Annotated in this window: 40 protein-coding genes and 2 pseudogenes; 4 read left to right on the top strand and 38 right to left on the bottom strand. The window is 69.0% G+C overall.

The genetic code is table 11. The features are described 5' to 3' along the window. Nucleotides 1–232: 232 nt before the first annotated feature. From ACZ4NB_RS38315 to ACZ4NB_RS38290, 6 genes are all read right to left on the bottom strand, one after another. Nucleotides 233–409, bottom strand: coding sequence for a hypothetical protein (locus ACZ4NB_RS38315; protein WP_467667677.1), 177 nt, complete (start codon nt 407–409; stop codon nt 233–235). A gap of 47 nt (nt 410–456) precedes the next feature. Further along, the gene (locus tag ACZ4NB_RS38310) at nt 457–753 is read right to left on the bottom strand and encodes a hypothetical protein (RefSeq protein ID WP_467667676.1); all 297 of its coding nucleotides are present in this window, start codon (nt 751–753) and stop codon (nt 457–459) included. Between the two features lie 94 nt (nt 754–847). Continuing rightward, nucleotides 848–1,078, bottom strand: coding sequence for a hypothetical protein (locus tag ACZ4NB_RS38305; RefSeq protein ID WP_467667675.1), 231 nt, complete (start codon nt 1,076–1,078; stop codon nt 848–850). 2 nt (nt 1,079–1,080) lie between these two features. Then, nucleotides 1,081–1,332, bottom strand: a complete 252-nt coding sequence (locus ACZ4NB_RS38300) for a hypothetical protein (RefSeq protein ID WP_467667674.1) — start codon at nt 1,330–1,332, stop codon at nt 1,081–1,083. Further along, nucleotides 1,329–1,721 (bottom strand): DUF6907 domain-containing protein, encoded by a 393-nt coding sequence (locus ACZ4NB_RS38295; protein WP_467667673.1) that lies wholly within the window; start codon nt 1,719–1,721, stop codon nt 1,329–1,331. Before ACZ4NB_RS38295 ends, ACZ4NB_RS38300 begins: the two co-directional genes overlap by 4 nt. Continuing rightward, on the bottom strand, nt 1,718–1,963 hold the full coding sequence (locus ACZ4NB_RS38290; protein WP_467667672.1) for a helix-turn-helix domain-containing protein: 246 nt from the start codon (nt 1,961–1,963) through the stop codon (nt 1,718–1,720). Before ACZ4NB_RS38290 ends, ACZ4NB_RS38295 begins: the two co-directional genes overlap by 4 nt. A gap of 191 nt (nt 1,964–2,154) precedes the next feature. Between ACZ4NB_RS38290 and ACZ4NB_RS38285 the strand changes: the two genes are divergently transcribed. From ACZ4NB_RS38285 to ACZ4NB_RS38275, 3 genes are all read left to right on the top strand, one after another. Continuing rightward, nucleotides 2,155–2,889, top strand: coding sequence for a GntR family transcriptional regulator (locus ACZ4NB_RS38285; RefSeq protein ID WP_467667671.1), 735 nt, complete (start codon nt 2,155–2,157; stop codon nt 2,887–2,889). 2 nt (nt 2,890–2,891) lie between these two features. After that, nucleotides 2,892–3,482 (top strand): endonuclease domain-containing protein, encoded by a 591-nt coding sequence (locus tag ACZ4NB_RS38280; RefSeq protein WP_467667670.1) that lies wholly within the window; start codon nt 2,892–2,894, stop codon nt 3,480–3,482. Nucleotides 3,483–3,693: 211 nt separating this feature from the next. Beyond that, nucleotides 3,694–4,038, top strand: coding sequence for a hypothetical protein (locus ACZ4NB_RS38275; protein WP_467667669.1), 345 nt, complete (start codon nt 3,694–3,696; stop codon nt 4,036–4,038). Nucleotides 4,039–4,095: 57 nt separating this feature from the next. On the opposite strand, the gene ACZ4NB_RS38270 is transcribed toward ACZ4NB_RS38275, so the two are convergent. The 3 genes from ACZ4NB_RS38270 to ACZ4NB_RS38260 form a co-directional block, all read right to left on the bottom strand. After that, the gene (locus ACZ4NB_RS38270; RefSeq protein WP_467667668.1) at nt 4,096–4,434 is read right to left on the bottom strand and encodes a hypothetical protein; all 339 of its coding nucleotides are present in this window, start codon (nt 4,432–4,434) and stop codon (nt 4,096–4,098) included. A 54-nt stretch (nt 4,435–4,488) separates the two neighbouring features. After that, nucleotides 4,489–4,731, bottom strand: coding sequence for a hypothetical protein (locus ACZ4NB_RS38265; protein ID WP_467667667.1), 243 nt, complete (start codon nt 4,729–4,731; stop codon nt 4,489–4,491). Nucleotides 4,732–4,827: 96 nt separating this feature from the next. After that, a complete protein-coding gene (locus ACZ4NB_RS38260; RefSeq protein ID WP_467667666.1) occupies nt 4,828–5,115 on the bottom strand; it encodes a hypothetical protein in 288 nt (95 codons plus the stop codon). A gap of 158 nt (nt 5,116–5,273) precedes the next feature. Here ACZ4NB_RS38260 and ACZ4NB_RS38255 point away from each other — a divergent pair, with 158 nt between their 5' ends. Further along, nucleotides 5,274–5,477, top strand: coding sequence for a hypothetical protein (locus ACZ4NB_RS38255; RefSeq protein ID WP_467667665.1), 204 nt, complete (start codon nt 5,274–5,276; stop codon nt 5,475–5,477). 40 nt (nt 5,478–5,517) lie between these two features. Here ACZ4NB_RS38255 and ACZ4NB_RS38250 read toward each other — a convergent pair whose 3' ends face one another. The 29 genes and pseudogenes from ACZ4NB_RS38250 to ACZ4NB_RS38110 form a co-directional block, all read right to left on the bottom strand. Next, nucleotides 5,518–6,129 (bottom strand): hypothetical protein, encoded by a 612-nt coding sequence (locus tag ACZ4NB_RS38250; protein WP_467667664.1) that lies wholly within the window; start codon nt 6,127–6,129, stop codon nt 5,518–5,520. Between the two features lie 74 nt (nt 6,130–6,203). After that, entirely contained in the window at nt 6,204–6,479 is a 276-nt protein-coding gene (locus ACZ4NB_RS38245; protein ID WP_467667663.1) for a hypothetical protein, read from the bottom strand. Beyond that, nucleotides 6,476–6,781: a hypothetical protein gene (locus ACZ4NB_RS38240; protein WP_467667662.1), complete on the bottom strand. Its 306-nt coding sequence runs from the start codon at nt 6,779–6,781 to the stop codon at nt 6,476–6,478. The genes ACZ4NB_RS38245 and ACZ4NB_RS38240 overlap by 4 nt, the downstream gene beginning before the upstream one ends. After that, a complete protein-coding gene (locus ACZ4NB_RS38235) occupies nt 6,778–7,083 on the bottom strand; it encodes a hypothetical protein (protein WP_467667661.1) in 306 nt (101 codons plus the stop codon). Before ACZ4NB_RS38235 ends, ACZ4NB_RS38240 begins: the two co-directional genes overlap by 4 nt. 100 nt (nt 7,084–7,183) lie before the next feature. After that, nucleotides 7,184–7,540 carry a hypothetical protein gene (locus ACZ4NB_RS38230; protein ID WP_467667660.1) on the bottom strand — a complete coding sequence of 119 codons (357 nt, stop codon included), beginning with the start codon at nt 7,538–7,540 and terminating at the stop codon, nt 7,184–7,186. Nucleotides 7,541–7,709: 169 nt separating this feature from the next. Further along, nucleotides 7,710–8,939: a DNA cytosine methyltransferase gene (locus tag ACZ4NB_RS38225; RefSeq protein WP_467667659.1), complete on the bottom strand. Its 1,230-nt coding sequence runs from the start codon at nt 8,937–8,939 to the stop codon at nt 7,710–7,712. Continuing rightward, a complete protein-coding gene (locus tag ACZ4NB_RS38220; RefSeq protein ID WP_467667658.1) occupies nt 8,936–9,241 on the bottom strand; it encodes a hypothetical protein in 306 nt (101 codons plus the stop codon). The genes ACZ4NB_RS38225 and ACZ4NB_RS38220 overlap by 4 nt, the downstream gene beginning before the upstream one ends. Further along, nucleotides 9,238–9,528: a hypothetical protein gene (locus ACZ4NB_RS38215; RefSeq protein WP_467667657.1), complete on the bottom strand. Its 291-nt coding sequence runs from the start codon at nt 9,526–9,528 to the stop codon at nt 9,238–9,240. Before ACZ4NB_RS38215 ends, ACZ4NB_RS38220 begins: the two co-directional genes overlap by 4 nt. After that, a pseudogene (locus ACZ4NB_RS38210) lies at nt 9,525–10,313 on the bottom strand (AAA family ATPase); the annotation flags it as partial. The gene ACZ4NB_RS38215 and the pseudogene ACZ4NB_RS38210, both read right to left, overlap by 4 nt. 12 nt (nt 10,314–10,325) lie before the next feature. Beyond that, a pseudogene (locus ACZ4NB_RS38205) lies at nt 10,326–10,835 on the bottom strand (DnaB-like helicase N-terminal domain-containing protein); the annotation flags it as partial. A gap of 2 nt (nt 10,836–10,837) precedes the next feature. After that, nucleotides 10,838–11,080: a hypothetical protein gene (locus tag ACZ4NB_RS38200; RefSeq protein ID WP_467667656.1), complete on the bottom strand. Its 243-nt coding sequence runs from the start codon at nt 11,078–11,080 to the stop codon at nt 10,838–10,840. Further along, complete coding sequence (locus tag ACZ4NB_RS38195) at nt 11,077–12,171, bottom strand: hypothetical protein (RefSeq protein WP_467667655.1); 1,095 nt, start codon at nt 12,169–12,171, stop codon at nt 11,077–11,079. Before ACZ4NB_RS38195 ends, ACZ4NB_RS38200 begins: the two co-directional genes overlap by 4 nt. A 35-nt stretch (nt 12,172–12,206) precedes the next feature. After that, nucleotides 12,207–13,073 (bottom strand): helix-turn-helix domain-containing protein, encoded by an 867-nt coding sequence (locus ACZ4NB_RS38190; protein ID WP_467667654.1) that lies wholly within the window; start codon nt 13,071–13,073, stop codon nt 12,207–12,209. Continuing rightward, a complete protein-coding gene (locus tag ACZ4NB_RS38185; protein ID WP_467667653.1) occupies nt 13,073–13,210 on the bottom strand; it encodes a hypothetical protein in 138 nt (45 codons plus the stop codon). Before ACZ4NB_RS38185 ends, ACZ4NB_RS38190 begins: the two co-directional genes overlap by 1 nt. Next, nucleotides 13,207–13,689 carry a hypothetical protein gene (locus ACZ4NB_RS38180; RefSeq protein ID WP_467667652.1) on the bottom strand — a complete coding sequence of 161 codons (483 nt, stop codon included), beginning with the start codon at nt 13,687–13,689 and terminating at the stop codon, nt 13,207–13,209. Before ACZ4NB_RS38180 ends, ACZ4NB_RS38185 begins: the two co-directional genes overlap by 4 nt. Further along, on the bottom strand, nt 13,686–14,051 hold the full coding sequence (locus ACZ4NB_RS38175) for a hypothetical protein (RefSeq protein WP_467667651.1): 366 nt from the start codon (nt 14,049–14,051) through the stop codon (nt 13,686–13,688). Before ACZ4NB_RS38175 ends, ACZ4NB_RS38180 begins: the two co-directional genes overlap by 4 nt. Nucleotides 14,052–14,125: 74 nt before the next feature. Further along, nucleotides 14,126–14,920, bottom strand: coding sequence for a recombinase RecT (locus ACZ4NB_RS38170; protein ID WP_467667650.1), 795 nt, complete (start codon nt 14,918–14,920; stop codon nt 14,126–14,128). After that, nucleotides 14,917–15,897 carry a YqaJ viral recombinase family nuclease gene (locus ACZ4NB_RS38165; RefSeq protein ID WP_467667649.1) on the bottom strand — a complete coding sequence of 327 codons (981 nt, stop codon included), beginning with the start codon at nt 15,895–15,897 and terminating at the stop codon, nt 14,917–14,919. The genes ACZ4NB_RS38170 and ACZ4NB_RS38165 overlap by 4 nt, the downstream gene beginning before the upstream one ends. A gap of 24 nt (nt 15,898–15,921) precedes the next feature. Beyond that, nucleotides 15,922–16,299: a hypothetical protein gene (locus ACZ4NB_RS38160; protein ID WP_467667648.1), complete on the bottom strand. Its 378-nt coding sequence runs from the start codon at nt 16,297–16,299 to the stop codon at nt 15,922–15,924. Nucleotides 16,300–16,354: 55 nt separating this feature from the next. After that, nucleotides 16,355–17,467, bottom strand: coding sequence for a DNA polymerase III subunit beta (gene dnaN / locus ACZ4NB_RS38155; protein ID WP_467667647.1), 1,113 nt, complete (start codon nt 17,465–17,467; stop codon nt 16,355–16,357). Then, the gene (locus ACZ4NB_RS38150) at nt 17,467–17,652 is read right to left on the bottom strand and encodes a hypothetical protein (RefSeq protein WP_467667646.1); all 186 of its coding nucleotides are present in this window, start codon (nt 17,650–17,652) and stop codon (nt 17,467–17,469) included. The genes dnaN and ACZ4NB_RS38150 overlap by 1 nt, the downstream gene beginning before the upstream one ends. A 33-nt stretch (nt 17,653–17,685) precedes the next feature. Then, nucleotides 17,686–18,084 carry a hypothetical protein gene (locus ACZ4NB_RS38145; protein ID WP_467667645.1) on the bottom strand — a complete coding sequence of 133 codons (399 nt, stop codon included), beginning with the start codon at nt 18,082–18,084 and terminating at the stop codon, nt 17,686–17,688. Continuing rightward, nucleotides 18,081–18,233 carry a hypothetical protein gene (locus tag ACZ4NB_RS38140; RefSeq protein WP_467667644.1) on the bottom strand — a complete coding sequence of 51 codons (153 nt, stop codon included), beginning with the start codon at nt 18,231–18,233 and terminating at the stop codon, nt 18,081–18,083. The genes ACZ4NB_RS38145 and ACZ4NB_RS38140 overlap by 4 nt, the downstream gene beginning before the upstream one ends. Next, nucleotides 18,230–18,607: a hypothetical protein gene (locus ACZ4NB_RS38135; protein WP_467667643.1), complete on the bottom strand. Its 378-nt coding sequence runs from the start codon at nt 18,605–18,607 to the stop codon at nt 18,230–18,232. The genes ACZ4NB_RS38140 and ACZ4NB_RS38135 overlap by 4 nt, the downstream gene beginning before the upstream one ends. After that, entirely contained in the window at nt 18,604–18,924 is a 321-nt protein-coding gene (locus tag ACZ4NB_RS38130; RefSeq protein ID WP_467667642.1) for a hypothetical protein, read from the bottom strand. Before ACZ4NB_RS38130 ends, ACZ4NB_RS38135 begins: the two co-directional genes overlap by 4 nt. Next, nucleotides 18,921–19,565, bottom strand: coding sequence for a hypothetical protein (locus ACZ4NB_RS38125; protein WP_467667641.1), 645 nt, complete (start codon nt 19,563–19,565; stop codon nt 18,921–18,923). The genes ACZ4NB_RS38130 and ACZ4NB_RS38125 overlap by 4 nt, the downstream gene beginning before the upstream one ends. Next, the gene (locus tag ACZ4NB_RS38120) at nt 19,558–19,818 is read right to left on the bottom strand and encodes a hypothetical protein (RefSeq protein ID WP_467667640.1); all 261 of its coding nucleotides are present in this window, start codon (nt 19,816–19,818) and stop codon (nt 19,558–19,560) included. Before ACZ4NB_RS38120 ends, ACZ4NB_RS38125 begins: the two co-directional genes overlap by 8 nt. Beyond that, a complete protein-coding gene (locus ACZ4NB_RS38115) occupies nt 19,811–20,035 on the bottom strand; it encodes a hypothetical protein (protein WP_467667639.1) in 225 nt (74 codons plus the stop codon). The genes ACZ4NB_RS38120 and ACZ4NB_RS38115 overlap by 8 nt, the downstream gene beginning before the upstream one ends. Beyond that, on the bottom strand, nt 20,035–20,348 hold a 314-nt coding region (locus ACZ4NB_RS38110), incomplete at its 5' end, for a hypothetical protein (RefSeq protein WP_467667638.1). The genes ACZ4NB_RS38115 and ACZ4NB_RS38110, both read right to left, overlap by 1 nt.

Here is a 20,348-nt window from a genome sequence, read left to right as displayed (position 1 = left end):
CGATCGCGGTGGGCGTCGCGAGCCTTGCTGTCCGGCTGGCGCAGCACCTGGCGGAGCTCCAGCGCTTCAGTCCGCACCCGCCGGTCGGGCGCCTCGCTGAGTTCCACTGCCAGGGTCAAAGCAGAGTCGTCGTCGAGCACGAAGTCGGTCCTCTCGTCGATGGGTTGTGTGGGGCGCGCCTGCGGCGGCTCCCCGCCCCGCTCGGTACAGGCCCGAGCAGGACAGGCACCGGTCAGACAGCGGCGGGCTGGTGGAGGCCGCGGATCTCGTCCATCAGTCGCGGCCCGTCGGGATCCGCCTGGTCCAGGTCGAGCGCGGCCAACTGGAGACCGAGCTGCCGGTTCAGGTCGTCCTTGTGGAGGGCATCCCGGTACTCGTTCAGGTAGGCGATACGGGTGTTCTCGGGCATGACGGTGGTCCTCTCGGAAGAAGTCGGCGGTGGCAGTGGGGTGCGGGTCAGACGGTGGGGCGGGGCATGGCCCGGCACTTCTCGGCGTGGGACTGGGCCCACTTGCCGGCCTCCTCGTCGGCCGCACTGCTGCCGTTGTTGAAGCGGTAGGCGTACTGCCCCCACTCCTCGTTGCAGTAGGCGCCGCACCCGCCGCAAAGGGCGTGCGACACGTTCGGCTCGGTGTCAGAGAGGTAGAGGGTGTCGTGGCTGACGTCGACAGTCGCGCTGCCGACGGTCAGGTAGCGGGCGATGACGCCCTCCGGCCAGTCGGTCTGGGTGGCGGTCTCGATGTTTGCGGGCATGACGGCATGGCCTTTCGGCGAGTGGTGCACGGATGAGGTGGAGTGGTGGCCGCGCCCGGGGGTGTCGGGGGTTGTCAGCCCGCGGGCGCGGCGGTCAGAGGTTGACCTTCGCGGCCCGGTTCGCGATCAGGACCGCGGAGTCGATCGCCAGCAGCTCGGCGAGCCGGTCAACCTGCGCGTTGGCCATCAGATGCGCGGTGGTGCGGGTGCGGGGGTAGTCGGCGACGTCCAGCGTCGCCACGGTCGGCGTCGGACCAGCCAGCGGGGCGGTGGCGTCCAGCCACTCGGCGAAGTTGCGGAGCAGACGCTCACGAGGAGTGGACACGGTCACCAGCTCCAGACCGGCTGCTCAGTCGCGGCAGCCGCTTCGGCGAAGGCGCGGCGAGCCCGGGACCTCAGCGGCTCCACGTAGTCCACCGTGGCGCCGCGCTCCAGCAGAGACACCGTGGCGATCACACAACGGTCCGCGCGGGACTCGTCCACCTCGGCCAGAGAGCCGGTCGGATCGGTGATGCGACGCAGGGCCTCATCCAGCGACGGGTCCGAGTCGCCCGGGAACGGGGCGGGAGCCGTACTCACTGGGCACCGCCCGAGATGGTCGCGGCGAGAGCCCGGAGGGCGAAGCCGTGGGCGATGACCTGGCCGGCGAACGCCATCAGGGCCTCGGGGGTGAGCTGAGCGACCTCGGCGCCCACCGGCTCGAAGGCGATGTGCGGGGTGACGGTCGCCGGGTCGCTGGCGAACGGCCAGCTGGAGACGTGAGCCGCAAGGACCGACTCGATGACGCCGCCCTCCGACGGGGCGAACAGGGTGACCGCGTCGCTGCGGTGCGACACATCCTCAAGCGACCGATACGCCTCGGCGTGAGGGTGCGTGCACCACGACGGGCAGTCGACGGTGACGCGCTGGCTGCGGATGAAGACCGTGACGGTGTCAGCGGTGCGAGTCGCGGTGAGAGTGACGCTCACGACGCCACCTCAAGCATCTCGGCAGGAATGCCGCGCTCGGCTGCGTAATCCGCGAGAGCGGAGCGCGGGATGCGGATGGTGCCGCGGCCGGCACCAATACGGTACGAAGCGAGCTGGCCGGTCCGGATAGCGAGGTAGACGGTCGACACCTCGACCCCGAGAAGGGCTGCCACGTCCTTCGGCCGGAGGGCCAGCGCGATCGGCGCCCGCAATGGGGCCGTCGCGATAGAGTTTTCTTGCATCGAGTTCTCCAGACTCCAGATGCCTGGCCCTGACGGCCGTGGTGCTGCAACACCGCGGATACCCGTCAGGGCCTTTTTGTCGTGGTTGGCCTGCCAGGCTCTGTCCTCCGGCCCGGCACACCCATAGGATGTTCTAGAACACCTACCGAAGTCAACAGACTTCCAGAAGATTCTAGAAGGGTTAGAACAGCATGGCCCCTGACCAGCAAGGACTTCCTCCCTATCGGCGAATCGCCGAGCAGATCATCGCCCGCATCCGCAGCGGCGAACTGCGGCCAGGGCAAGCTGTTCCATCCGTCGCCGAGATCATGCGCACCGAGGGAGTCAGCCGAGCAACAGCCGCCCGCATCCCCGGAGTCCTGCGAGCGGAGGGGTGGGCTATCGCCACTCCAGGAGTCGGGACAATCGTGACGGAGCCGCAAAAGCTCACAGCTGGAGCTGACCGGCTGCGCATGCTCCGGGCCGGCGGCAGTGGCCTCGGCGAGGACGAACGTGTCGAAATTCTGGACGTCGAAATGGTGGCCGCCGATCAGGAGGTCGCTGATGCCCTCGGCCTCGAAGCGGGGGATGAGGTTGCTCGACGTCGGCGTCGGTATCTCGACAGCCAGGGCGTGAAGACCGTCTCGGCGACCTGGGTGTCGGCTGCCATCGCTGCGGCTGCGCCTGAGTTTCTCGTGCCTGAACCTCTACCGAAGATGACCTTCGGCCTCATCGAAGACCGCACTGGGCGGCGCGCGACCCGGCGCCGCGACACGGTCAGCATCCGCCCCCTCCCCGATGAGGTGGCGACTCACCTGGGAGTCGAACCTGGGACGCTAACGCTCGTCCTGGCGAATCACTACTGGGACCAGCATGGAGAACCCACCGAGTACGCCGTCGACTATCACGGCGCAGGCCGAACCCTGACCGCAGAGTACGAACTCTAGTCATGAGGCAGGCGCCTCCCAGCCGTCAGACCGAGACCCGGCATCATCCGACCGGTAAGACTTGTCACCACTTCGTCCTCCACGGCATCACCTGTGATGACTTCGATGCGCTTCACGCCAGAGCGGGAGGACAATGCGAGATTTGCAGCGTCGCCACCAATCTCGCTGGCGGCAAGCGCCTCGTTATTGATCACTGGGAAGGTGGAGGCGTGCGCTTTGTCCGCGGCCTCCTGTGCGACAAGTGCAACGTAGTCATGTCCTGCATGGACGGGACCAAGCCATGGGGCGCCAACCGCAAATGGGAGTCCAAGGCTCGTGACTACGAGAGCCGAAGCTGGCAACGGCCGGCGACGGAGCACCTGCTTCTCGTCGCTCGCGAGCGCGAGCGGCGACAGCAACGCCTGTCCGGTGCGCCGGCCGCCGCGCACCCCACCGGCACAACCAGGAGGACACACCGCAGGCGGACCAGCGAGCCGGTAGAGATCACCCCTGGCGAAGCTCGAAGGCTCGTAAAGGTGCTGGCGAAGGTCGCGGCGGAAGGCGGCCCAGACGCCGCCGAAGCCGGTGCGCTGATGCGCCGGCTTAAGAAATGACGTCGCAAGATGTCCTCTACCGCCTGTTCGAGCCAGTGCAGGAGCACCTCGACGGCGAGCCGGCTGCGGCCGAGTAGTCGAGCGCGAGCAAGACCCCGCCCTTCCCGGGCGGGGCTTCTTCGCGCCCCCACGCCCCGCGTTGGCGACTTCGCGCCCTCCTGAATGCCGTCTTCCGCTGGGAGGCTGCCTCTTCTGACTTGAGGGGGATTGGATGGCGCTCGCGTGTCCGCGCTGCAAGCATGACGACCTTCAGGATCTGCCGGATTTTGTCGCCTCGTTGCCGCGGGAGTCGCCGTTGCACGGGAAGTACGGGAAGCCGGTCGAGTACAAGATGCAGTGGCCGTTGCCGGCGGGCGCGGTGGTGCTGGGTGTCGTGCTGCTGGTGTCGGGTTCGATCGCGGCGGGGCTTCTGCTGTTGTTCGGCGGCGCTGGCGTGGGTGTATGGCTGTGGCGGAAGTCGTCCGCGGCGGAAAAGGCGCGGGCGGAGTGGGCACGGTCGCTGTACTGCCGGCAGTGCCCGACGACGTTCCTGCGGGAGGAGGCCGTGACGGTCTGAGCGGCACACGAAGGCCCCCGCCCGATCCCGGGTGGGGGCCTTCTGCATGCGGTCGGGCTACTCCTCGATGGGGTCGTCGACGTGCTTGAGTCGCATGCGCGCTTTGACGAGGTCGGGCCCTGACAAGGTGTCCCAGTGCGGATGGTTGTGGACCTGGTCGATGAGGTCGAGGAGATTCCGCCGGAGATCGACCTCGGTCTGCTTGTCTTCGTCGCTCCAGCCGGGTGAGGGGTCGCGGTGCCGGTCTCGCCAGTAGCCCTCGCCCGGCCTGTCGGTCCAGCCGTCTGCGGGTTCCGGGGAGTGGGGGTGCTGGTCGAGGAACTGCTTGAGCTCGGCTTTGGCCTTGTCGAGGTCGCGCTGTAGTTGCACCAGATCGTCGGGGAATGTGTTGCTCACGGGTCAGGATTTTACTCCCACCGATCGAACGGGTGAGCGAAGGCGCGCCGCCGTCTACCCGAGGTCGATGATGTCGACGACGGCGAGGGTCTTCTGGCTGTAACTCACGAAGATCATGGCGAGGGCGCCGTCAACTTGGATCTGCCGGTTCCACTCGTCGGCTTGGCCGCGGGGTGCGGTGTGTCCGATGGGGTCGTGGCAGGCGGCTTGGAGGGCCATGGTGAGTGCGTGGCTGACGTCTGAGGGGAGCTCGTCGTGGAGCTGGTCTACCCCTGGGTCGTAGATGAGCCGGAACACTGCGCTGACCTCCTGCGGTCGCCTGGTCACGAGTGGGTGAGGTCGGCGTTCAGCAGAGTATCGGATCAGCGACTGTGTGTTACCAGGTTCTGAAGGTTAGGCGGCGCCGCGGCCGGCCCGGATCCGGCGGGCTTCCTGCTGGACCCATTCGGTGCGGTCGACCCACTCGCCGGGAAGCTCTTCGCCTTGGGCGTCGGCGGCGGCGAGTTCTCGGCCGCGCTGTTCGGCGGCCTGGATGCGGGCGGCGATCCCAGCCCACTTCTCGAAGGTGGGGACCAGCTCATGGACCTTGGCGGTGTTGAACTCGCCGAGGAAGCGCTTGGTGAGGTCGGGGTTACCGAGGGCTTCGCAGATGGTTTCGATGGTCCACGGCTCGTCGGACATTGCCGCCCTCCCGGTTTAGTCTCCGATCGCGATTAGACGCTATCGCAATCGGAGCGTGCTGGTTGGAAACGAGAACGAACGATAGTGAACATATATGCCAGTGGCATATTCCATCCGCGGGTCGTAACCATGCAGGTCAGAGGCCCGTTGCCCAGTCCATGAGCGACATGGATGACCGGCTCCTTGGCCTGGTCGACGGTGTGGTGGACGTGGACGAGCAGCGCCCGCCGCTGCTGACCCTACGGGAGGCGCGCGCGGCCGTGGAGCTGCTGCAGCTGCTGGCCGAAGCAGACGGCGACGGGGCGTATGCGGCGCGACACCTGGCCGGGAACCTGGCGCGCCGGCTGCCGGCCGAGGATTGAGCACACGGCGAGGCCCCCACCGTGCCGGCGGGGGCCTCGGTCACGCCGCGGATCGCGCGGCGAGCGGCAACTGGAGCGCCTCGGCGTGCCCGTACTGCTGGCCGCATGCGGGGCATCGGGTGCCGGGGGTGCTGAGGGTGACGTGGAGGGTGCTGCCGCAGTGGCAGGCGACGGCGACGCGGCGTTCGGGCCGGTCGCCGGTGATGATGCGGCGGGCGTGGGCCACGAGCGCGGCGAGTTCGCGGGCCAGGTCAGCAATGGCCGGGTGGCTGTCGCAGATCCACTGCAGGTTGACGGCGAGGAATCGCGCGGAGGCCCCGACCGACTGCCCGACCGTCCGGCGCGGCGCCGGATCCCATCCGAGGAGTTCCCGGGTGCTGGCCTCCCAGCCGGCCAGGACGCCTTCGATGCCGCCTCGGGAGGTGAGGCTCAGCACCTCCAGCGAGCAGGGGATGGGCGCGGTGCGGGTGCCGGCCCTGCCGCCGTCGCCTCCCCGGCCGGGCGCGAGGTGGTCTGCGAGCTCGGCGTGCAGGGCGGGGAGGTCGGCGAGGTGCTCGGCTATGCGGGCCTGGCAGCCGGGGTGGACGCGGGTCCGGCTGGGCTTGCGGCAGATGGCGCAGGGCTCCGACTCGGCGGCGGCGATCTCGGTCATTGGTGCCTCCTGGCGTGCGTGGGATGCTGGGGCGAGCACCGCCCGGATACGACCCGGGCGGTGCGCTTGCGTGATCACGGCGTGGCGGCTGCGGCGAGGCAGGCGGCGACGATGACGACGGTCGGGGTGTCGGTGGGGAACGAGATGCCCGCGCCGTTCGGGCAGTCGAGGCCCGAGTCGCCGGTCTCATCGACAACAGCCCAGACGGCGCCGGATGGGTGCCGGAGGATGCTCAGTGGCATGTCGTCGTCGCCGGTCCAGCCCGCCTTCTCCAAGGCTTCGACGACGTCGAGGCGGCCGAGCCACTCGCCAGGTTCCGGGCGGGAGATGATCAGGCGCAGGTCGGTCATTGGTTGGTCTCCTGTTCGTTGAGTGCTTCTCGGGTTTCGGCAAGGACGTCGGCGGTGGTTCGGCGGGTGTAGACGGCGACGGCGCTGGCGAGCAGGTCGCGTTCGGCGGTGAGTCGGCGGGTCTCGGCCTCGGTTACGTGGGCCGCCTGTTCGGCGAGCCAGTCGGCCCAGTCGTGGATGCGACGGATGCCTTCGTCGCCAGCGAGGTCGGCGCCTTCGAGGCCGAGGAGCATGACGTCCTCGATGGCGGCCCGGTGTCGGGCTAACGCGGTCGGCTGGTCAGTGGGTGTGGCTGCGGTCATCGGTGGCGGTCCTCCGTGTGGCGGCGGTGGGCGTCGTGGTTGCGGATGAGTTGGTCGGTGATGGGTGGGCGGTCGGGGCGGGTTGCGGCGTGCCAGTTCTCGGTGAGTTGCCGGTCGGTTTCCTGGTGGGTGCGGCAGGTGTCGCATTGGGTGGCGTGCAGGTCGGCCTCGCGAGGCACTGTGCGCCCGCCTGCGGCCCGTTCGGAGGCTTGGGTGTCCTGGGTGCCGCTGTCGCCCTGCGAGGCGCTCAGGCGGCCACGGGTGGCCTTCTCGGGGATGCACGCTTCCTGACGGTGCGTCACGTCGCGGTCTCCTGCGGGCGTGTGTGGCCGTCTCGCGGCCTCTGTGAGTTGGGTTGGGGAGTTGGAGCCCCTCGGGTGCACGAGGGGCTCAGGCGGGCGCTCAGGCGGCCCGGCGGCTGGCATTCATCTGGTCGATGTGTGCGCGAGCTGCCGTCAGGAAGTCGCGCCAGCGAGTCGGCTCCGGCCCGGACTGGCCGAAGTGGGCTCGAAGTTCGGCGATCAACACGTCATCCCCTGGGTTTTCGACGTGCTCCAGCGCCTCGCAAAGCACGTCGCGGAACCGGTCAGCCGCTCCCGACGCCTCGCGGTAGGCGCCCTCCTGATCACTCAGTAGCTGGCCGAGAAAAACGAGCCCTCCGTGCAAATCGTCCAGTTCAGTAGGCAGGATGACGCCGCGGCGAGCCCGGTCGACGAGGTGCAGAAGCTGCCTGAGGGTGAAGCTGTGGCTGTCGGTCACTGGTTCCTCCTGCGATTGGCTCGGACTGCGGCACGTCGCGTGGCACGGTTCGTTCGGGGCTCCGGCTGGCCATCGGGCACGATCCGCTCGCCGGTCCAACGGAGTTCGGTCTCCCAGCGGCGGCCAGGCTTGCCAGCACGCTCGCCGCGGGGAGTCGAGGACGGGGCGGTCACGCGGCCACCCCCAGCGCCGGAGCGACGGCGAGCAGTTCAGCCCGCTCGCACAGCAGCCGGATGCCCGCCACGGCCTGCTGACGGACCACGCCGTTGCCAAGCGCCTTCAGCATCGCGGCGCGTGTTAGCCCTGGCGTCTCGGTGACCCAGCCGGCGGGCAGGCCCATCATCCATTCGGTGAAGACGGGGCTCAGGCGTCCCCGAACATCAGTTGGCCATGGGGCCCGTCGCCCGAGGATCCGCTCCCAGCGTCGGATGGCGGGTCCGTAGGGGCCCCAGTCGATGTCACAGTCTCCGCTTCGGAGCTGGAGATCCATGGCGACTTCGCCTCGACCGCCGCGATGCAGTCGTCCAGGTTGCTCCGTCTTCCGTTCATCGACTTCGGGCCCTTGTACCGGGCCGGGTCCGCGCCGCGGGAAGTGTCGTCCCCCAGCCGCGCCGTCGGCGTCGGCAACAGATTCACTACAACCTCGTTCAACGGCCGGGCGTTCCGATCCATCAGGTTCGACTCGCCCGACTTCCAGTCCCGGGCGGCTGGCGTCGGCAGCAACGAGATCGGTGTCCGCAGACCCGGCCCTCCGTCCCCGTGCGCCCCCGCCCCGTTCGTGTCCGAGGTCCGCGGCGTCGGCAGTAGCTGGCCAAGCGATGATGAAGACTCGCTTGCGGGGGTGGGGAGCGCCGACCTCCGACGCTGCGACGACACACCACTCCGCATCGAACCCGAGGCGGGCCAAGTCCCCAAGAACGGCTCCGCATGCCCGCAGTGGAGGTTCAGCAGATCCGTCTCCCACACACTGCGGGCAGGGTTCCATGTCGCCGACAGCTTTCGCTGAGAGGAGCCCTTGGACATTCTCAATCACCACCAGTTGGGGTCGAAGGACGTGGATGGCGCGGGCCATGTGGTTCCACAGGCCCGAGCGGGTGTCGGGGGTGAGGCCGGCGCGGCGGCCAGCGGTGGAGACATCGGTGCATGGAAAGCCGCCAGTGAGGATGTCGACGGGCTCCACCTCGGCCCAGTCGATGGCGGTGACGTCACCCAGGTTCGGGACGCCGGGCCAGTGGCGGGCCAAGATCTGGGCGGCGTACTGGTTGGTGTCTTCCTTGCCGTTCTTGTCCGGCGGCTCGTACTGCGAATGCCAGGCCACTTCGCCGCCGAAGACGTCCATCACGGCCAGGTCGAGGGCGCCGGTGCCGGTGAACAGGGAGCCGATGCGGGGGCCGCTCATGCCGCGCTCCGCTCGTCGCTGGTGATCGGAACCGCGATCACCGTCGGGTCGCCGTCGATGACGGTCACCGGCAGCCCGCGGACCCGGGCGACGTAGCCCACGGGCTCCCGGCACACGGCGGCCGCGATGCCGTAGGCGGCCGGCGTCATCGCCCGGCCCGAGACGGCCTGCTGGGCGAGGCACGCGTCGCACGGCACCCGGCCCGACACCAGGCCGTCACCGGCCAGGGCGCGACGCGTCCCGTCCTGGCGGGCGGCCTGGGCCACCCACACCGGGGTGCCGATCGGCAGGATCTCGGTCATGCGGGCCCCTCCTTGGACAGGTGCTTGCGGGCGCGGTTGATGGCGGTCTGTTCTTCGACGAGTGCGGTAACGAGGTCGCCGAGCCTGGTCGGTATGTGGACCGGCTCAGGCGGCACGGCCCGGCCCGGCACGAGTGCCCACGAGCAGGTCCAGGAGTGACCGCAGTTGGGGCATCGGTAGCCGGCGACTATCCCTTCGGCCCCGTCGGGGAGGGATGACTGCGGGAAGACGTCGCGGGTCATGCAGTTCTCGCAGGCGTCGGCGTACAGCGGGTTGGGGTCGTTCACCAGATCGCTCCTGTCTCGGAATAGCCAGTGATTGAGTCGGCGTCGATGGGCGTGTAGGACACCCACGGCCACTTCTCGCCCTGCTTGATGAAGGCGGGCCAGTCGCGTTCGTCTCGCATGCCGCGCCAGGGGACGACGCGCCTACCGCGGGCGCCTTCGGTGTTGGCGGCGGACTTCTCGTCTTCGACGGGGCGGAGGCCGAAGCCGAACTCTGGCCAGCGCATCCACAGGGAGGAGCCGAGGGGGCGCAAGTTGCGGTGCTGGCCGAAGCCGTTGTGGTGGGGTGCGTGGGCTTCCATGAGGACTGCGCAGCCGGAGGTGGCTCGGGCTTCGTCGATGACGACGGACACCTTGCGGGCGAGCTCTTCGGAGTTCGGGTCGCCTGCGTGTAGCCGGTAGATCGGACCGATGATCAGGACGTCGGGCTTGAGCTTTTCGACGCGGCGCATCATCCACGACCGGTCGGTGGAGCGGGTCAGGTCCAGGCCCTCGGGCCGGCATTCGATGTAGAACTGGCCGCGTTTCACGGGCTGTTCGAAGCCTGCTGCGGAATCGAGCAGGGGGCGGAACTTTCGCCGGGAAGCGGGAGCGCCGTTCTCGCAGTCGAGTGTGAGCACCCGGACGGGGTCGATCGTCTCCCAGGGTTTGAACGGGTGGATGCCGGCGGACAGGGTGACGGCCAGCTGGCGGAGTAGGACGCTCTTGCCGCCGCCCTCGCTGGCCGTGAGGATCAGGCGGTCGCGGCGCTCAAGGAGTCCGGGCACCAGCCAGTCGTAGGTGTCTTCGACCTGGACGAAGTCGAGGATGTCCTCAGTGGGCAGGTCTTCCGAGGCCATGCCGCGGTCACGGAGTTCGCGCGTCTCAGTTACGGCTTTTTCGACGAGTTCGCTGGTCTCGCGGTCGGGGTTGTAGCCCATCTGCACCATGCGTGTGCCGGTCTCGATGAGGCCGCGTAGCAATGCCATGTCGCGGACGACGTCGGCGTAGTACTCCGCGTTCGCGGCGGTCGGAACGGCTTGGACAAGTGTGTGCAGGTAAGAGGCCCCGCCCACCCGGCCGATCTCGCCGCGCTTGGTCAGCTCGGCGGCGACGGTGATGGGGTCTGCCGGCTCTCCGCGAGCGACCATCGCAAGGATCGTGTCGAACACCGTTAGGTGTGCGGGCCGGTAGAACTCGACACCGGTCAGGATCTCGACGACGTCCATGACCGCGGCTCGCGACAGGAGCATCGCTCCGAGGACGGCCTGCTCGGCGTCCAGATCCTGTGGCGGTACCCGCTCGTACTCGCGGGAGCCGTCGTGGTCTTCCACTAGAAGATTCCCTTCTCGGCGTAGGACTCGTAGCCGGCGGCGGGCTTGACGCGCTGGACGATGTCGGCGGGCATGATGCGGCGGTTAGTGCTGCGGTAGTGGGCCTGCAGAGCGGTGGCGGCATTGGCGAAGGGAATGTCGTGAAGGACCATCTGCCAGGCGTGGACGTCGGCGTCGCCGATCGTTCGTTGGTCGATGCCAGCGGCGATGGCCAGAAGCTCGGCGGTTTCGGAAAGTGTCATGCGGTCTCCTGCGGGGCGGAGGGGCCGGCCTCAAGGGCGGCACGCTGTTCTTGTTCGCGGTACTTGGCTGCCAGGGCCAGGCCGGCAGCGACGCGCTCATCGGTGGTTGAGCGGCGGATCGGGCGGACGTTGCTGGCGGCCTGGCGGAGTTCAGAGAAGGCGAATTGCAGGGTCCCGCCGGTGACGGGCTTGCTCAGGTCTCCGATGCGGACGAGTGCCTGCCACAGCTCGTCCGGGTTGTTGCCGTTCTTGAGGGCGTCAGCAATGGCCTTGCGGACCGTGTGCTTGGACTGCGCGGTACGAGGGCCGTAGGTGTCCCACCATCGGGCGAACATCCGCTCGGGTAGCCCCTCCGTCTGAGGCACCCGCTGCGCGCTCCCGCCAGTCGGACCTTCGCCCGCGGAAGGGGTGGGGTGGGGGCAGGGGTTGGTGGCAGGGGTAGGGGCAGGGGCAGGGGCCGCGTGCATGTGCGCGCCCGCGCGCCCGCGCGTAGAGCCTTTCGGACCCCCTTCGTCAGGGGTATCGGAGGGGGTTGCCGAGGGGGTGTCGGAGGGGGTTCCGAAACCCCCTCGGCTCGGGTCTGGTTCGGGGTTCCCGAACGCCTTGCGGAGGGTGTCGATGTGGTCGGCTACCTGCTGGCGGATCGATGGCCCTTCGGTGCCGTTGCGCAGCTTGGCCGGCTCGCCGTTCAGCTCCTCCAGCGGGATGCGGTCCATCTCGGCGAGGAGTGCCTTCTGCAGTCGCTTGGAGGAGATCTCCAGCGCGCCGGAGACCATGGCGCCCATGACCTTGGGCATGCGCCATACGCCGTCGTTGCGGACGAAGGACCGGATGAGGAGTTCCTCGGTGTCGTCGTCGATGACGACGAAGCGAGCCTCATCCAGGGAAGCGATCCGCTTTTCCAGCTCAGCGACGGTCAAGCCGCGGGCCTTTCGGGACCAGCGCCGAAGGGTGAGGTCCAGCAGGCCAGCGTGATTCAGGTTGGGCTGCGAGATCAGGAACAGGTACATGCGCTGTTGCTGCTCGTCGAGGTTGAGAAAGTCCTCGTCCTCCCAGATGGAGGTGAGGATCCGGCCGTGGCCACGAGCCATGATGGATTCCTTCGGACGTGCGGGTTGAGGGGCGTCTACGCGGCGATGTCGAGCGCCGGCATGGCCTTCGGCGGCTTGTTCATGTCGCGGATGAGGTCGTGGACGTAGGCGCGGGCCATGCCGAGCCGGTCGGCGATCTCGTGCTCTGCGATCCCGAAGGAGCTCAAGTAGCCGATCTCTTGCCGGCGGTAGGCGCTGGACTCGTTCCGGTTGGCGCTGGAATCCGGCCCGAGGTCGGGTTCGCAGGCGGGGTCGTCGATGTCGTCCCAGGCCGCGAGGGGCATCCAGCCCTCGCGCTGTGCGACGCGGCGGGCCAGGGAGCGGGCCTGGGGTGGGACACCGAACTGCTCAGGTGTATATGTGGCCAGGCGCCTGCAGCCGACCTTGACCTTGCGGGCGTTGCCGGCCGTGACGGCGGTAGCTCGGGCGAGGGCACCGAGGGGTCGGTTGTGGATGCCCATCTCTGGCCCGAGCACGGTGAAGGGCCAGCCGGCTGCAACGAGTCCCTGGATGCGGCGGCGGGTGCCAGTTGCGTCGATGCGGGCGCCGTCGGGGAGAGCGCAGTCTTCGGCGCGGACAGCGAGCAGGGCGTTGGCGGACTCGGTGCGGAGCCGGGCGGTTGGGCGCTTGCCGTTCACGCCGTAGAGGAGGCGGGCCAGGGTGGCGGTGGAGACACCTGCCGCAGAGGCGATGCTCGGGATGCTGGCTCCGTCGCGGCGCAGCGTTGCGATGTGTTGCCGGACAGGGGCGGCGTCTACGAGTGGGTGCCAGGTGCCGTATCCGATGCGGCGGTAGCGGGTGCGCTGATAGTCGAGTCCGGCCTGGTGACATGGTGTGCAGTTGCAGCTGAACCCTTTGTGTCGGTAGAGGCTGCCGTGCGGCGGGAGTGCCTTGGTGGTCATCAGTTCCCCCTTCCTGGGGTATTGCGGTGGCGGGCGGCAGGGCGTCGAAGAGCGCGTTCCAGTTCGGCGAGTTGCGGGTCGATGTCGACGGGGCGGGGGCGGCGGATCCAGGCGGCGAGCCGGCGGAGGAGGTTCATGCGACCACCTCGTGGATCTCGATGCCTGCTTGCTTGGCGAGGCGCATGCAGTTGCGTGTTCCGTAGTTGGGCTGGCCGGGTTCCGGGCAGGCGATCATGTAGTCGGGGCGGGGCTGCTTGGCGACCATGGCGGCGTTGCGGCGGGGGCCGGCGGCCGGGCAGTAGTCGGGCAGCGTTCCGGGGTGTGCGGTGTCGCCGGGCTTCTTTCGGCGCCGATGCCCGGAGTCGGTCGGGCAGTTGGGTACGCAGTGGTCCCAGTCGGCGGGCATGGGGTCTTCGGTGATGCCGTACCGGTTGCCGATGCTGTTGATCCAGTCAGATGCGGCTTGGTCGGCAGAGTGCTCGCCGGGGCAGGCGCCGTGGCGGACGACGACGGGCCCTTCGGCGATGTTGAAGGCGATGTCGGCGAGGGTGCCGGGGACGACTCCGGGCTCGGTGAGTTCTCGGGCGCCGGCCAGCAACAGGACGGTGACCTTCATGCGGCGGCCTTCCGCGGCCGGCGGGTCTCAGCTATGAGCAGGCCCTTGATCGACAACCTCCAGAGCGCGATGCGGTGGCCGTGGGTGGGGCCGCTGGTGGACGGCACCATCTGCCCGGTGTGTTCGATCAGGCCGGCGGTGCGGAGGCCGTTGATGGCGGCGCCGAGGTAGCCGTGGGCCAGCTCGGGCAGCAGCTCGCGCAGGTCGTTCGCCGAGAAGGTGTCGTTCGCCAGACCGAAGTGCCACACGGCCTGCTCGACCAGGAGCCTGTCCCAGTCGCCGGTGCGGGCGACGATGCTGTCGAGGGTGGTGTCCTTGTCGGCGGCGGCGAGACGCTCGGCCGGTGTGAGAGAACGAGGCATGGGGTTCTCCGATCGGGGGGATCCTGGAGGGTGGGCCGCCCGCACTGGCCGCGGGCGGCCCAGGCGCGTGCGGGCTAGTCGGTGGTGCCGGATTCGAGCTCAGGCCGCTGCGGGTACTCGGGTTTGACGTCGATTACGTCGGCCGTGGCGTCTGTGCGGACGGTGCCGTCGTGGGCCATCGCACGCGCCAACTGGGCGCTCTTCGGCAAGGCCTTGAAGTGGTTACGCAGGACGGTCTTCTTGGCCATCTCGTCGTAGTTGTCCCGCCACGCCGGGCTGTTCTTCGAGGGGAGCTTCTGGCGCCGCTCCTCAATCTCATCCGGGTACATGACCTTGAAGGTCCGGCCGCCGTTGATCAGGCGGGCCACGGAGTAGTAGGCGATGGCGCGGCCGCGAGGCCCCGTCGAGCAAGGGCGGTGAACGAGCCGCTCCTCCAGGCCTTCCTCGTGCTCGAAGTAGTCGTTCTCCCGGACAGTCTCGACCTTGATTGAGGACGCCATGGGGTGCTGGTAGAAGAGCGTCACCATGCCCTGGTAGCCAAGCTGAAACTCGGCCTGGCCCTTGCGCGGGACGATGTAGGCTTCCTGCGTCGGCGAGCCGGGCTCAAAGCCCAGCTGCGAGCAGGTCATGAGAGCGCCGAGGAACGACTGGGTGTCGCAGTTCGCCAGGTCGGGGTTCTTGCGGACCAGCGTCAGCGCGATGCGCGCCATACGGTCGGCGCTCATGTGCTTGGGCAGAGCGCGTTCCATCTCCGGCTTCATGCGCTCGATCTGCTGGGCCAGAGTCGGCTGCTGATCGGCTTCGTTCTGCTGGACGGTGCCGACGGTCTCGGCGCGGCGGGCGACGGCGTTGCGGGCTGCGCTGGTCACAGGGACTCCAGGTGGACGCGGAGGGTGCGGTAAGGGGTGGTGACGCGGTAGGCGTCGAGGTCGACCTCGGGGTGGTCGTCGGCGAGATCGCGCCAGTCGATGTGGCTGTTGTGGGAGTTGGCCCACGAGTAGGCGCGCTCGCCGCTGATGTGGACTTCGGTGGCGTCGCCGGCGATTTCCTTCAGTCGGTTCTCCGCGGCCTGTACGGCGAGCTCGGCGGCGGCGATCTGCTCCTTGGCGGTAGCCCGCTGCTTGAGGAGCGTCTCGACCTCGAAGGGGTCGGCGACGACTACCTCGCCGTTGCCGTGGGGGTGGAGGCGGTCGAGGAGCTTGCCGGTGGCGACAGACCCGTCGACGGGCGGAGGGGTGCGGTCCTGTACCCAGCCCCAGAATTCGGCGGCGATGGATACCAGGTGGTCGATCATTTCTTGGTCGCGGTCGAGTCGTTGGACGATGGTGCGCTGCCCGCCGATGAGCACGGCTGTGTAGGCGAACTGCCAGCCGGTGACGAACAGCTGCCACTGCACCTGGACTTGCACGTCGACAGGGACCTCGGCCACCCAGTCGTTGAGGGCGTAGCTGGAGCGGGTCTTGAGCTCCAACGCTCCCGTCTGACCATCCTCTTCGGTGGCCCGATCGAGGTTGACGAGCGCCCACGGAACGTCGGGGTGGCGCAGGGTGCCGGGGTTCTCGATGGCGGGCAGCCCGGTGATGTCCGCGAACCGGGCGGCGACGACGGGTTCGAGGAGGTGCCCCATGAGAGCGGCCTCGTCGAGTGCCGGGTTGTTCTCGCGGGGCGCCGGGTTGCCGGTCTTGGCGTGGTAGATGGCGAGGGGGCTGGTGTAGGGGTTGAGGCCGCAGATCGCCGCGATGTCGGATCCGCCGAGGCCGGTGGCCCGGGTCGCGTGCCAGTCCTCAGGGCTGGCGTCGGCCGGCAACGCGACCGTGGCGCCGGACGGATAGGTGAGTGCGGGCATGGCTGCCTTTCGGGGTGAGGCGGGTCAGCAGAATTCGAGGGGCTCGCCGGCGCGGGCAGCGGCTTCCATGCCTTCAGCCAGGAGGAGGCCGTTGCTGCGGTTGAGGCTGGCCTCGGGGCTCAGCTCCCAGGTAGAGGTCTCAGCCGGCCACAGCTCGTCGACAACCTGGCGGAGGCGGACCGCGACGATGGCGCAGTCGGCGGGGCTCATGTCGCCGTCGCAGTCGGAGTGGTCGAGCAGCGGCTTGAGAGGCGTGGACACTGTCTCCCACGGCTTGCCGCCCTCCCGAAATCCCCGCATGGCGTCGAGGTCAATGCCTTCGAAGAGGGCAAGCGCCGTGCGGAAACGGTTAAAGCCGGTGTAGCTCCAGTGCGCTTCGGTGTGCGAGAAGTCGATTCCCATGTCGTGTTCTCCTTGGTGGTGGCCGCCCCGCACTGCCCGCGGGGCGGCCGGCGGTTCAAAGGCGGACGGGCATGACGAGGTAGCGGTAGTCGCTGTCGTCGTCGACTGCGTGGAGCAGGGCCGGCTTGACGTTGCTGGTGAGTCCGATGCGGACGTTGTCGGTGCCGATGGCCTGGAGCCCGTCGAGGAGGTTGGCGGGCAGGAACGCCATCTGGATGGCCGGGCCGTCGAGGTGCTGCCCGTCGACGACGTCCATGGCGACGGCGCCGGTGTCCTCACCCGCCGCGCGGACGGAGATTTCGTCGCTGCCGAATCCGATGAAGATCTTCGGCTTGCGGTCGGTGGCCACCAGGCAGGCGCGTTTGGCGGCGGCCACCAGCTGGTCGACGGGGACGATGGCCTCGGTGACGAATTCGTCGGGGATGAACTGGTGCGGGTCCTTGCGACCCTGCTCGTCGATGCGGACCAGGGTCGTGTAGCGGGTGTCGTCGCTCAGGCCCGCCGTCTTGCCGTTGAGGGTGAGGCCCAGGTCTCCGGTGGCGTTCATGCCCTTCACGGCGTCGGCGAGGGTCCGGGCCGGGACGAGTGCACCGATCTCGCTGCGGTCGCCGTTGGTCGACGTCCAGGCGATGCTGCGTTCAGCCATGCGGTACCGGTCGGTGGCCCACACGGTGAGCCGGTCGCCTTCGGCGGTGAGCTGGATGCCGCCGCGCCACGGTTCGGCGGCCACGGTGGGGTCGGTGGCAATCGCGACTTGGCGGACGGCCTCGGCGAACTCCTCCCCAGCCACGGTCCCGTCAGCGGCCGGCCGTTCAGCGATGGCCGGATAGTCGGCTTCCGGTAGGAGCGTCAGCATGAACCGGTCGCGGTCGGCGGACAGGGTTGCCCGGCCGCCGTCGACGGTGATGTCGATGAGGTCGGATCGGTAGGTGGCGATGACCTGGGCGGCGAGCTTGCCGGAGATGACGATGCGGCCGGGCTCGAGGATGTCGGCGGACAGGGTGCTGTGGGTGGTGACGTTCCAGTCGACGCCGGCAATGGTCAGATGGCCGTCGCCGGCTTCGAGGAGGAGTCCGGCGCGGGCCGGCACGGTGGGCTTGGCTGCGAGGTGGCTGGCCGACCACGAGGTGGCGTCGGCCAGAGCACGCCGCGGAACGCGGACCTTCATCAGGCGGCGCTCCGCATCTCGTCGGAGTCGAACGGCAGCTGCTCGGCTTGCGGGGCGGTGGCGGGTTCGTCGGTGGCGGGCACCTCGACAAGCGTCGGGGCGGTGATCGGCCAGTCGCCGAGGAGCCGGCCGGTGCCGACGACTACGTCGTCGGGGAAGAGCTGGTCGGAGGCGGAAGAAGGCATGGCTGTCCCTTCAGAGGTGGTGCGGTGGGTGTGTCAGGCGGCGTCGGGGCCGCGCTGTTGGAGCGGGATGACGCGGGCGACCGGGCGCTTGAGGCCGGCGAGTTCGCGGCGGAGACGCTCGTTTTCGGCGGCCCGCTCCTGGTTCTGGCGGTCGATGCAGGCGTTGACGCGGCCGACCTCGGTGGCCCAGTCGATGGCCTGCTCAAGCCGCCCGAGGAGGCGGGCGCGCTCCACGTTGTGCTGCTCGATGACCGTCACGGCGGCGAGGCGCCATTCGAGTTCGACCTTCGCCTGCGCGCGCAGCTCGGTGTTGGCTGCCCGCACGTCGGCGATCTCCCCGTCGAGGCTGTGCAGCCCCTGCTCCAGGCGCGTGTTCTCCTGGCGGGCCTCGGCGAGCTGGCGGCGGAGGCGGAGGATGTAGCGGATGGTCACTGGTCCTCCTCTCGGTGGGTGCCTTGCTGGCTGGCCGGCGCGTCGCTGGCGTCGAGCCGCTTGCAGTACGCCTCGTAGGACTCGGTGAGCCCGTCGGCGATCGACCGGGCGAAGTCGGGGTCGACGGCCCGCGGCGTCTGGGCCTTCATGCCGTCACCGCCAGGACTCGGGCCGGCGGGGCGTCCTGCCGGTGGTGCAGGGTGAGGACGACGGTGATGCCGTCCCGGGTGACGTGGCCGGAGGTGACCTGGCCGCCGAAGTCGATCCGGCGGGTGGCCACGGTGTCGATGCCGAGGGCTCGCTGCCACTGTCCGAAGCCGGCCGCGTCGCCGTGCAGGACCACGTCGACGGTCAGTTCGGCCACCAGGCTGATCTGCCGGTGCACGTGAACCTCAGCCGCCGGCAGGTGCGGGTGCGACTCCCCCACGTCGGCGATGAGCCGCAGGCCGCGGGCCTGGTCGAAAGCGGTCAGAGACATGGCGCCTCCCGAGCGGGTGAGGGTGAGGGTGAGCACGGCGGTCACGAGACGCCACCCTTGGGTGCGTCGGCCATGCGGCGCAGTTCGTCACAGATCGCAGTGCTCATCGTGTGCGGGCCAATCAGCCCGGCCGCCTTCATGTCCTTCAGGCTTGAGAACCGCCCAGGGAACTGGCCCGCCACGGCGGCAGCCTCACGCAACACCTCGGTGCGTGGGGCGTACCCGGCGCGGCTCAGTGCCTCGGCCAGGTGCTCGGCGAGGTGCTGCCGCATCTGTGCGTGCTGGAGGCTGGAGAGTTGCGCGGTGAGCTGGAACGAGGCGATCGCCTCGTACACCGTCCCCTGCAGAGCCTGGTCGCTCATGCCGACACCGCCTTACGGGCGGGCTCGGCGAGGGGCTGCAGGCCGTAGCGGCGGACCCGGTCGTATCGGGCGATGCCCCACTGGATCGCGTGGCAGGCCCACAGGAAGCTGGAGTCGTAGTCGTGGAAGCTGAACTCCCACGTGTCCTCGAAGGTGAAGCCCTTGTACTCGAAGGACTCCAGCAGCTTGCGGGCCTCGTCCTCGTCGAACAGGTCCTGGTCGAGGATGTCGGCGCGGATGGCCTTGCCGAGCCCGCGCGGTGTGGCTTCGCACTGGACGGCGGACACGAACAGCTCGCGCACGATCTGCCGGAATGCCTCCTCGGAGAACGACTTGACGGAGCTTCGCCCACCACCGAGCTTCTCGGCCCAGTAGTGCGGGTTGATGCCCCACCGTCGGTCGGCCCGGAAGAACTCGAACATGTCGGGCAGCCGGTTGAAGACATAGTCATCACCGACGTCGCCGCAGATGGCCAGCCGACCCGGCCAAGTGATCAGGTCGAACCAGTACTCGCCGTAGCCGCGAGGGTTGCTGGTGAACCGCAGGTGCCGGTACAGGCCGTCGTCGTGGAGGACGGTCATGTGGTGCTGGGCGGTGTCGCGGGCGAAGCGAGCCGCGATCTCCGGGTAGTCGTCAGCCACGGTCGGTCTCCTTCACTGCGGCTTGGGCGCCGACCTTGCAGGGCCACGGCTCGGCGTGCGTGACCGTCTCGTACTCATCGGGCTCGGCGTCGAACGTCGAGTGCGTGGCACACGCCGTCTCCTCGCGAACGTCGTCGCAGTAGTCCTCGCCGGGGGCGATGTCGTGGTCGCAGTCACGCGTCAGGCAGTAGCCCTCCCCGGCAACGATCTGTACCGGCTGGCAGGCGGGTTCGGGCTTCGGGCGGTCAGCCACGGTCAGCATCCTTCGGGGTCTCGAACTGGGCGAGCCACTCGGGGTAGTCCTCGTTCTTGGCGACCCGGACCTCCGGGTGCTGCACGAGGAAGATGGACATCGAGGTCGCGGACACCGCCGCGTCGGAGTGGGTCGGGTCAGCGAGGAGACGCTCCCGAACCTCAATCAGCACGTCGGCGGCTACGGTCTTCCTCGCAGACGGGGTCGCGGTCGCCATCAGTGCTCAATCCCCTCAAGCAGAGAGGTGCGGGCCTGGTTCCGGGCCTGCTCCAGCAGGGACGTCAGCTCGGCGACCCGGGCCTGCAGCAGACGGAACTCGACCGGCCGGGAGGCGCACGCAGCCAGGGCGACGGTGACGCCGCAGGACTGGCACCAGACGGCGTCACGGGCGCCGCCCTCCAGCAGGCTCTCGCCGTGTGTCCAGACGGCCCACACGTGGCACTGCGGGCACTCGTACTCGACGGCCGCATCACGCCGAACCGCGGTGGCCAGCAGGCCGGCCGCCTGCAGCTCCATGACGATCGCGGTGG

Source organism: Streptomyces sp. NPDC026575, from assembly GCF_055567415.1.
The sequence above is the reverse complement of the archived record's forward strand: the minus strand, read 5'-3'. Positions and strand labels throughout refer to the sequence as shown.

What these genes read in the sequence shown, in the direction of transcription:
- ACZ4NB_RS38260 (WP_467667666.1), bottom strand. Translation starts at nt 5,115, where the DNA reads ATGTCCGACGAGCCGTGGACCATCGAAACCATCTGCGAAGCCCTCGGT.
- ACZ4NB_RS38160 (WP_467667648.1), bottom strand. Translation starts at nt 16,299, where the DNA reads ATGGGAATCGACTTCTCGCACACCGAAGCGCACTGGAGCTACACCGGC.
- ACZ4NB_RS38245 (WP_467667663.1), bottom strand. Translation starts at nt 6,479, where the DNA reads ATGACCGACCTGCGCCTGATCATCTCCCGCCCGGAACCTGGCGAGTGG.
- ACZ4NB_RS38310 (WP_467667676.1), bottom strand. Translation starts at nt 753, where the DNA reads ATGCCCGCAAACATCGAGACCGCCACCCAGACCGACTGGCCGGAGGGC.
- ACZ4NB_RS38250 (WP_467667664.1), bottom strand. Translation starts at nt 6,129, where the DNA reads ATGACCGAGATCGCCGCCGCCGAGTCGGAGCCCTGCGCCATCTGCCGC.
- ACZ4NB_RS38315 (WP_467667677.1), bottom strand. Translation starts at nt 409, where the DNA reads ATGCCCGAGAACACCCGTATCGCCTACCTGAACGAGTACCGGGATGCC.
- ACZ4NB_RS38255 (WP_467667665.1), top strand. Translation starts at nt 5,274, where the DNA reads ATGAGCGACATGGATGACCGGCTCCTTGGCCTGGTCGACGGTGTGGTG.
- ACZ4NB_RS38200 (WP_467667656.1), bottom strand. Translation starts at nt 11,080, where the DNA reads ATGACACTTTCCGAAACCGCCGAGCTTCTGGCCATCGCCGCTGGCATC.
- ACZ4NB_RS38180 (WP_467667652.1), bottom strand. Translation starts at nt 13,689, where the DNA reads ATGAAGGTCACCGTCCTGTTGCTGGCCGGCGCCCGAGAACTCACCGAG.
- ACZ4NB_RS38195 (WP_467667655.1), bottom strand. Translation starts at nt 12,171, where the DNA reads ATGGCTCGTGGCCACGGCCGGATCCTCACCTCCATCTGGGAGGACGAG.
- ACZ4NB_RS38225 (WP_467667659.1), bottom strand. Translation starts at nt 8,939, where the DNA reads ATGAGCGGCCCCCGCATCGGCTCCCTGTTCACCGGCACCGGCGCCCTC.
- ACZ4NB_RS38140 (WP_467667644.1), bottom strand. Translation starts at nt 18,233, where the DNA reads ATGAAGGCCCAGACGCCGCGGGCCGTCGACCCCGACTTCGCCCGGTCG.
- ACZ4NB_RS38220 (WP_467667658.1), bottom strand. Translation starts at nt 9,241, where the DNA reads ATGACCGAGATCCTGCCGATCGGCACCCCGGTGTGGGTGGCCCAGGCC.
- ACZ4NB_RS38285 (WP_467667671.1), top strand. Translation starts at nt 2,155, where the DNA reads ATGGCCCCTGACCAGCAAGGACTTCCTCCCTATCGGCGAATCGCCGAG.
- ACZ4NB_RS38280 (WP_467667670.1), top strand. Translation starts at nt 2,892, where the DNA reads ATGAGGCAGGCGCCTCCCAGCCGTCAGACCGAGACCCGGCATCATCCG.
- dnaN (WP_467667647.1), bottom strand. Translation starts at nt 17,467, where the DNA reads ATGAAGGTCCGCGTTCCGCGGCGTGCTCTGGCCGACGCCACCTCGTGG.
- ACZ4NB_RS38115 (WP_467667639.1), bottom strand. Translation starts at nt 20,035, where the DNA reads ATGGCGACCGCGACCCCGTCTGCGAGGAAGACCGTAGCCGCCGACGTG.
- ACZ4NB_RS38150 (WP_467667646.1), bottom strand. Translation starts at nt 17,652, where the DNA reads ATGCCTTCTTCCGCCTCCGACCAGCTCTTCCCCGACGACGTAGTCGTC.
- ACZ4NB_RS38240 (WP_467667662.1), bottom strand. Translation starts at nt 6,781, where the DNA reads ATGACCGCAGCCACACCCACTGACCAGCCGACCGCGTTAGCCCGACAC.
- ACZ4NB_RS38290 (WP_467667672.1), bottom strand. Translation starts at nt 1,963, where the DNA reads ATGCAAGAAAACTCTATCGCGACGGCCCCATTGCGGGCGCCGATCGCG.
- ACZ4NB_RS38130 (WP_467667642.1), bottom strand. Translation starts at nt 18,924, where the DNA reads ATGAGCGACCAGGCTCTGCAGGGGACGGTGTACGAGGCGATCGCCTCG.
- ACZ4NB_RS38175 (WP_467667651.1), bottom strand. Translation starts at nt 14,051, where the DNA reads ATGCCTCGTTCTCTCACACCGGCCGAGCGTCTCGCCGCCGCCGACAAG.
- ACZ4NB_RS38275 (WP_467667669.1), top strand. Translation starts at nt 3,694, where the DNA reads ATGGCGCTCGCGTGTCCGCGCTGCAAGCATGACGACCTTCAGGATCTG.
- ACZ4NB_RS38190 (WP_467667654.1), bottom strand. Translation starts at nt 13,073, where the DNA reads ATGACCACCAAGGCACTCCCGCCGCACGGCAGCCTCTACCGACACAAA.
- ACZ4NB_RS38165 (WP_467667649.1), bottom strand. Translation starts at nt 15,897, where the DNA reads ATGCCCGCACTCACCTATCCGTCCGGCGCCACGGTCGCGTTGCCGGCC.
- ACZ4NB_RS38185 (WP_467667653.1), bottom strand. Translation starts at nt 13,210, where the DNA reads ATGAACCTCCTCCGCCGGCTCGCCGCCTGGATCCGCCGCCCCCGCCCC.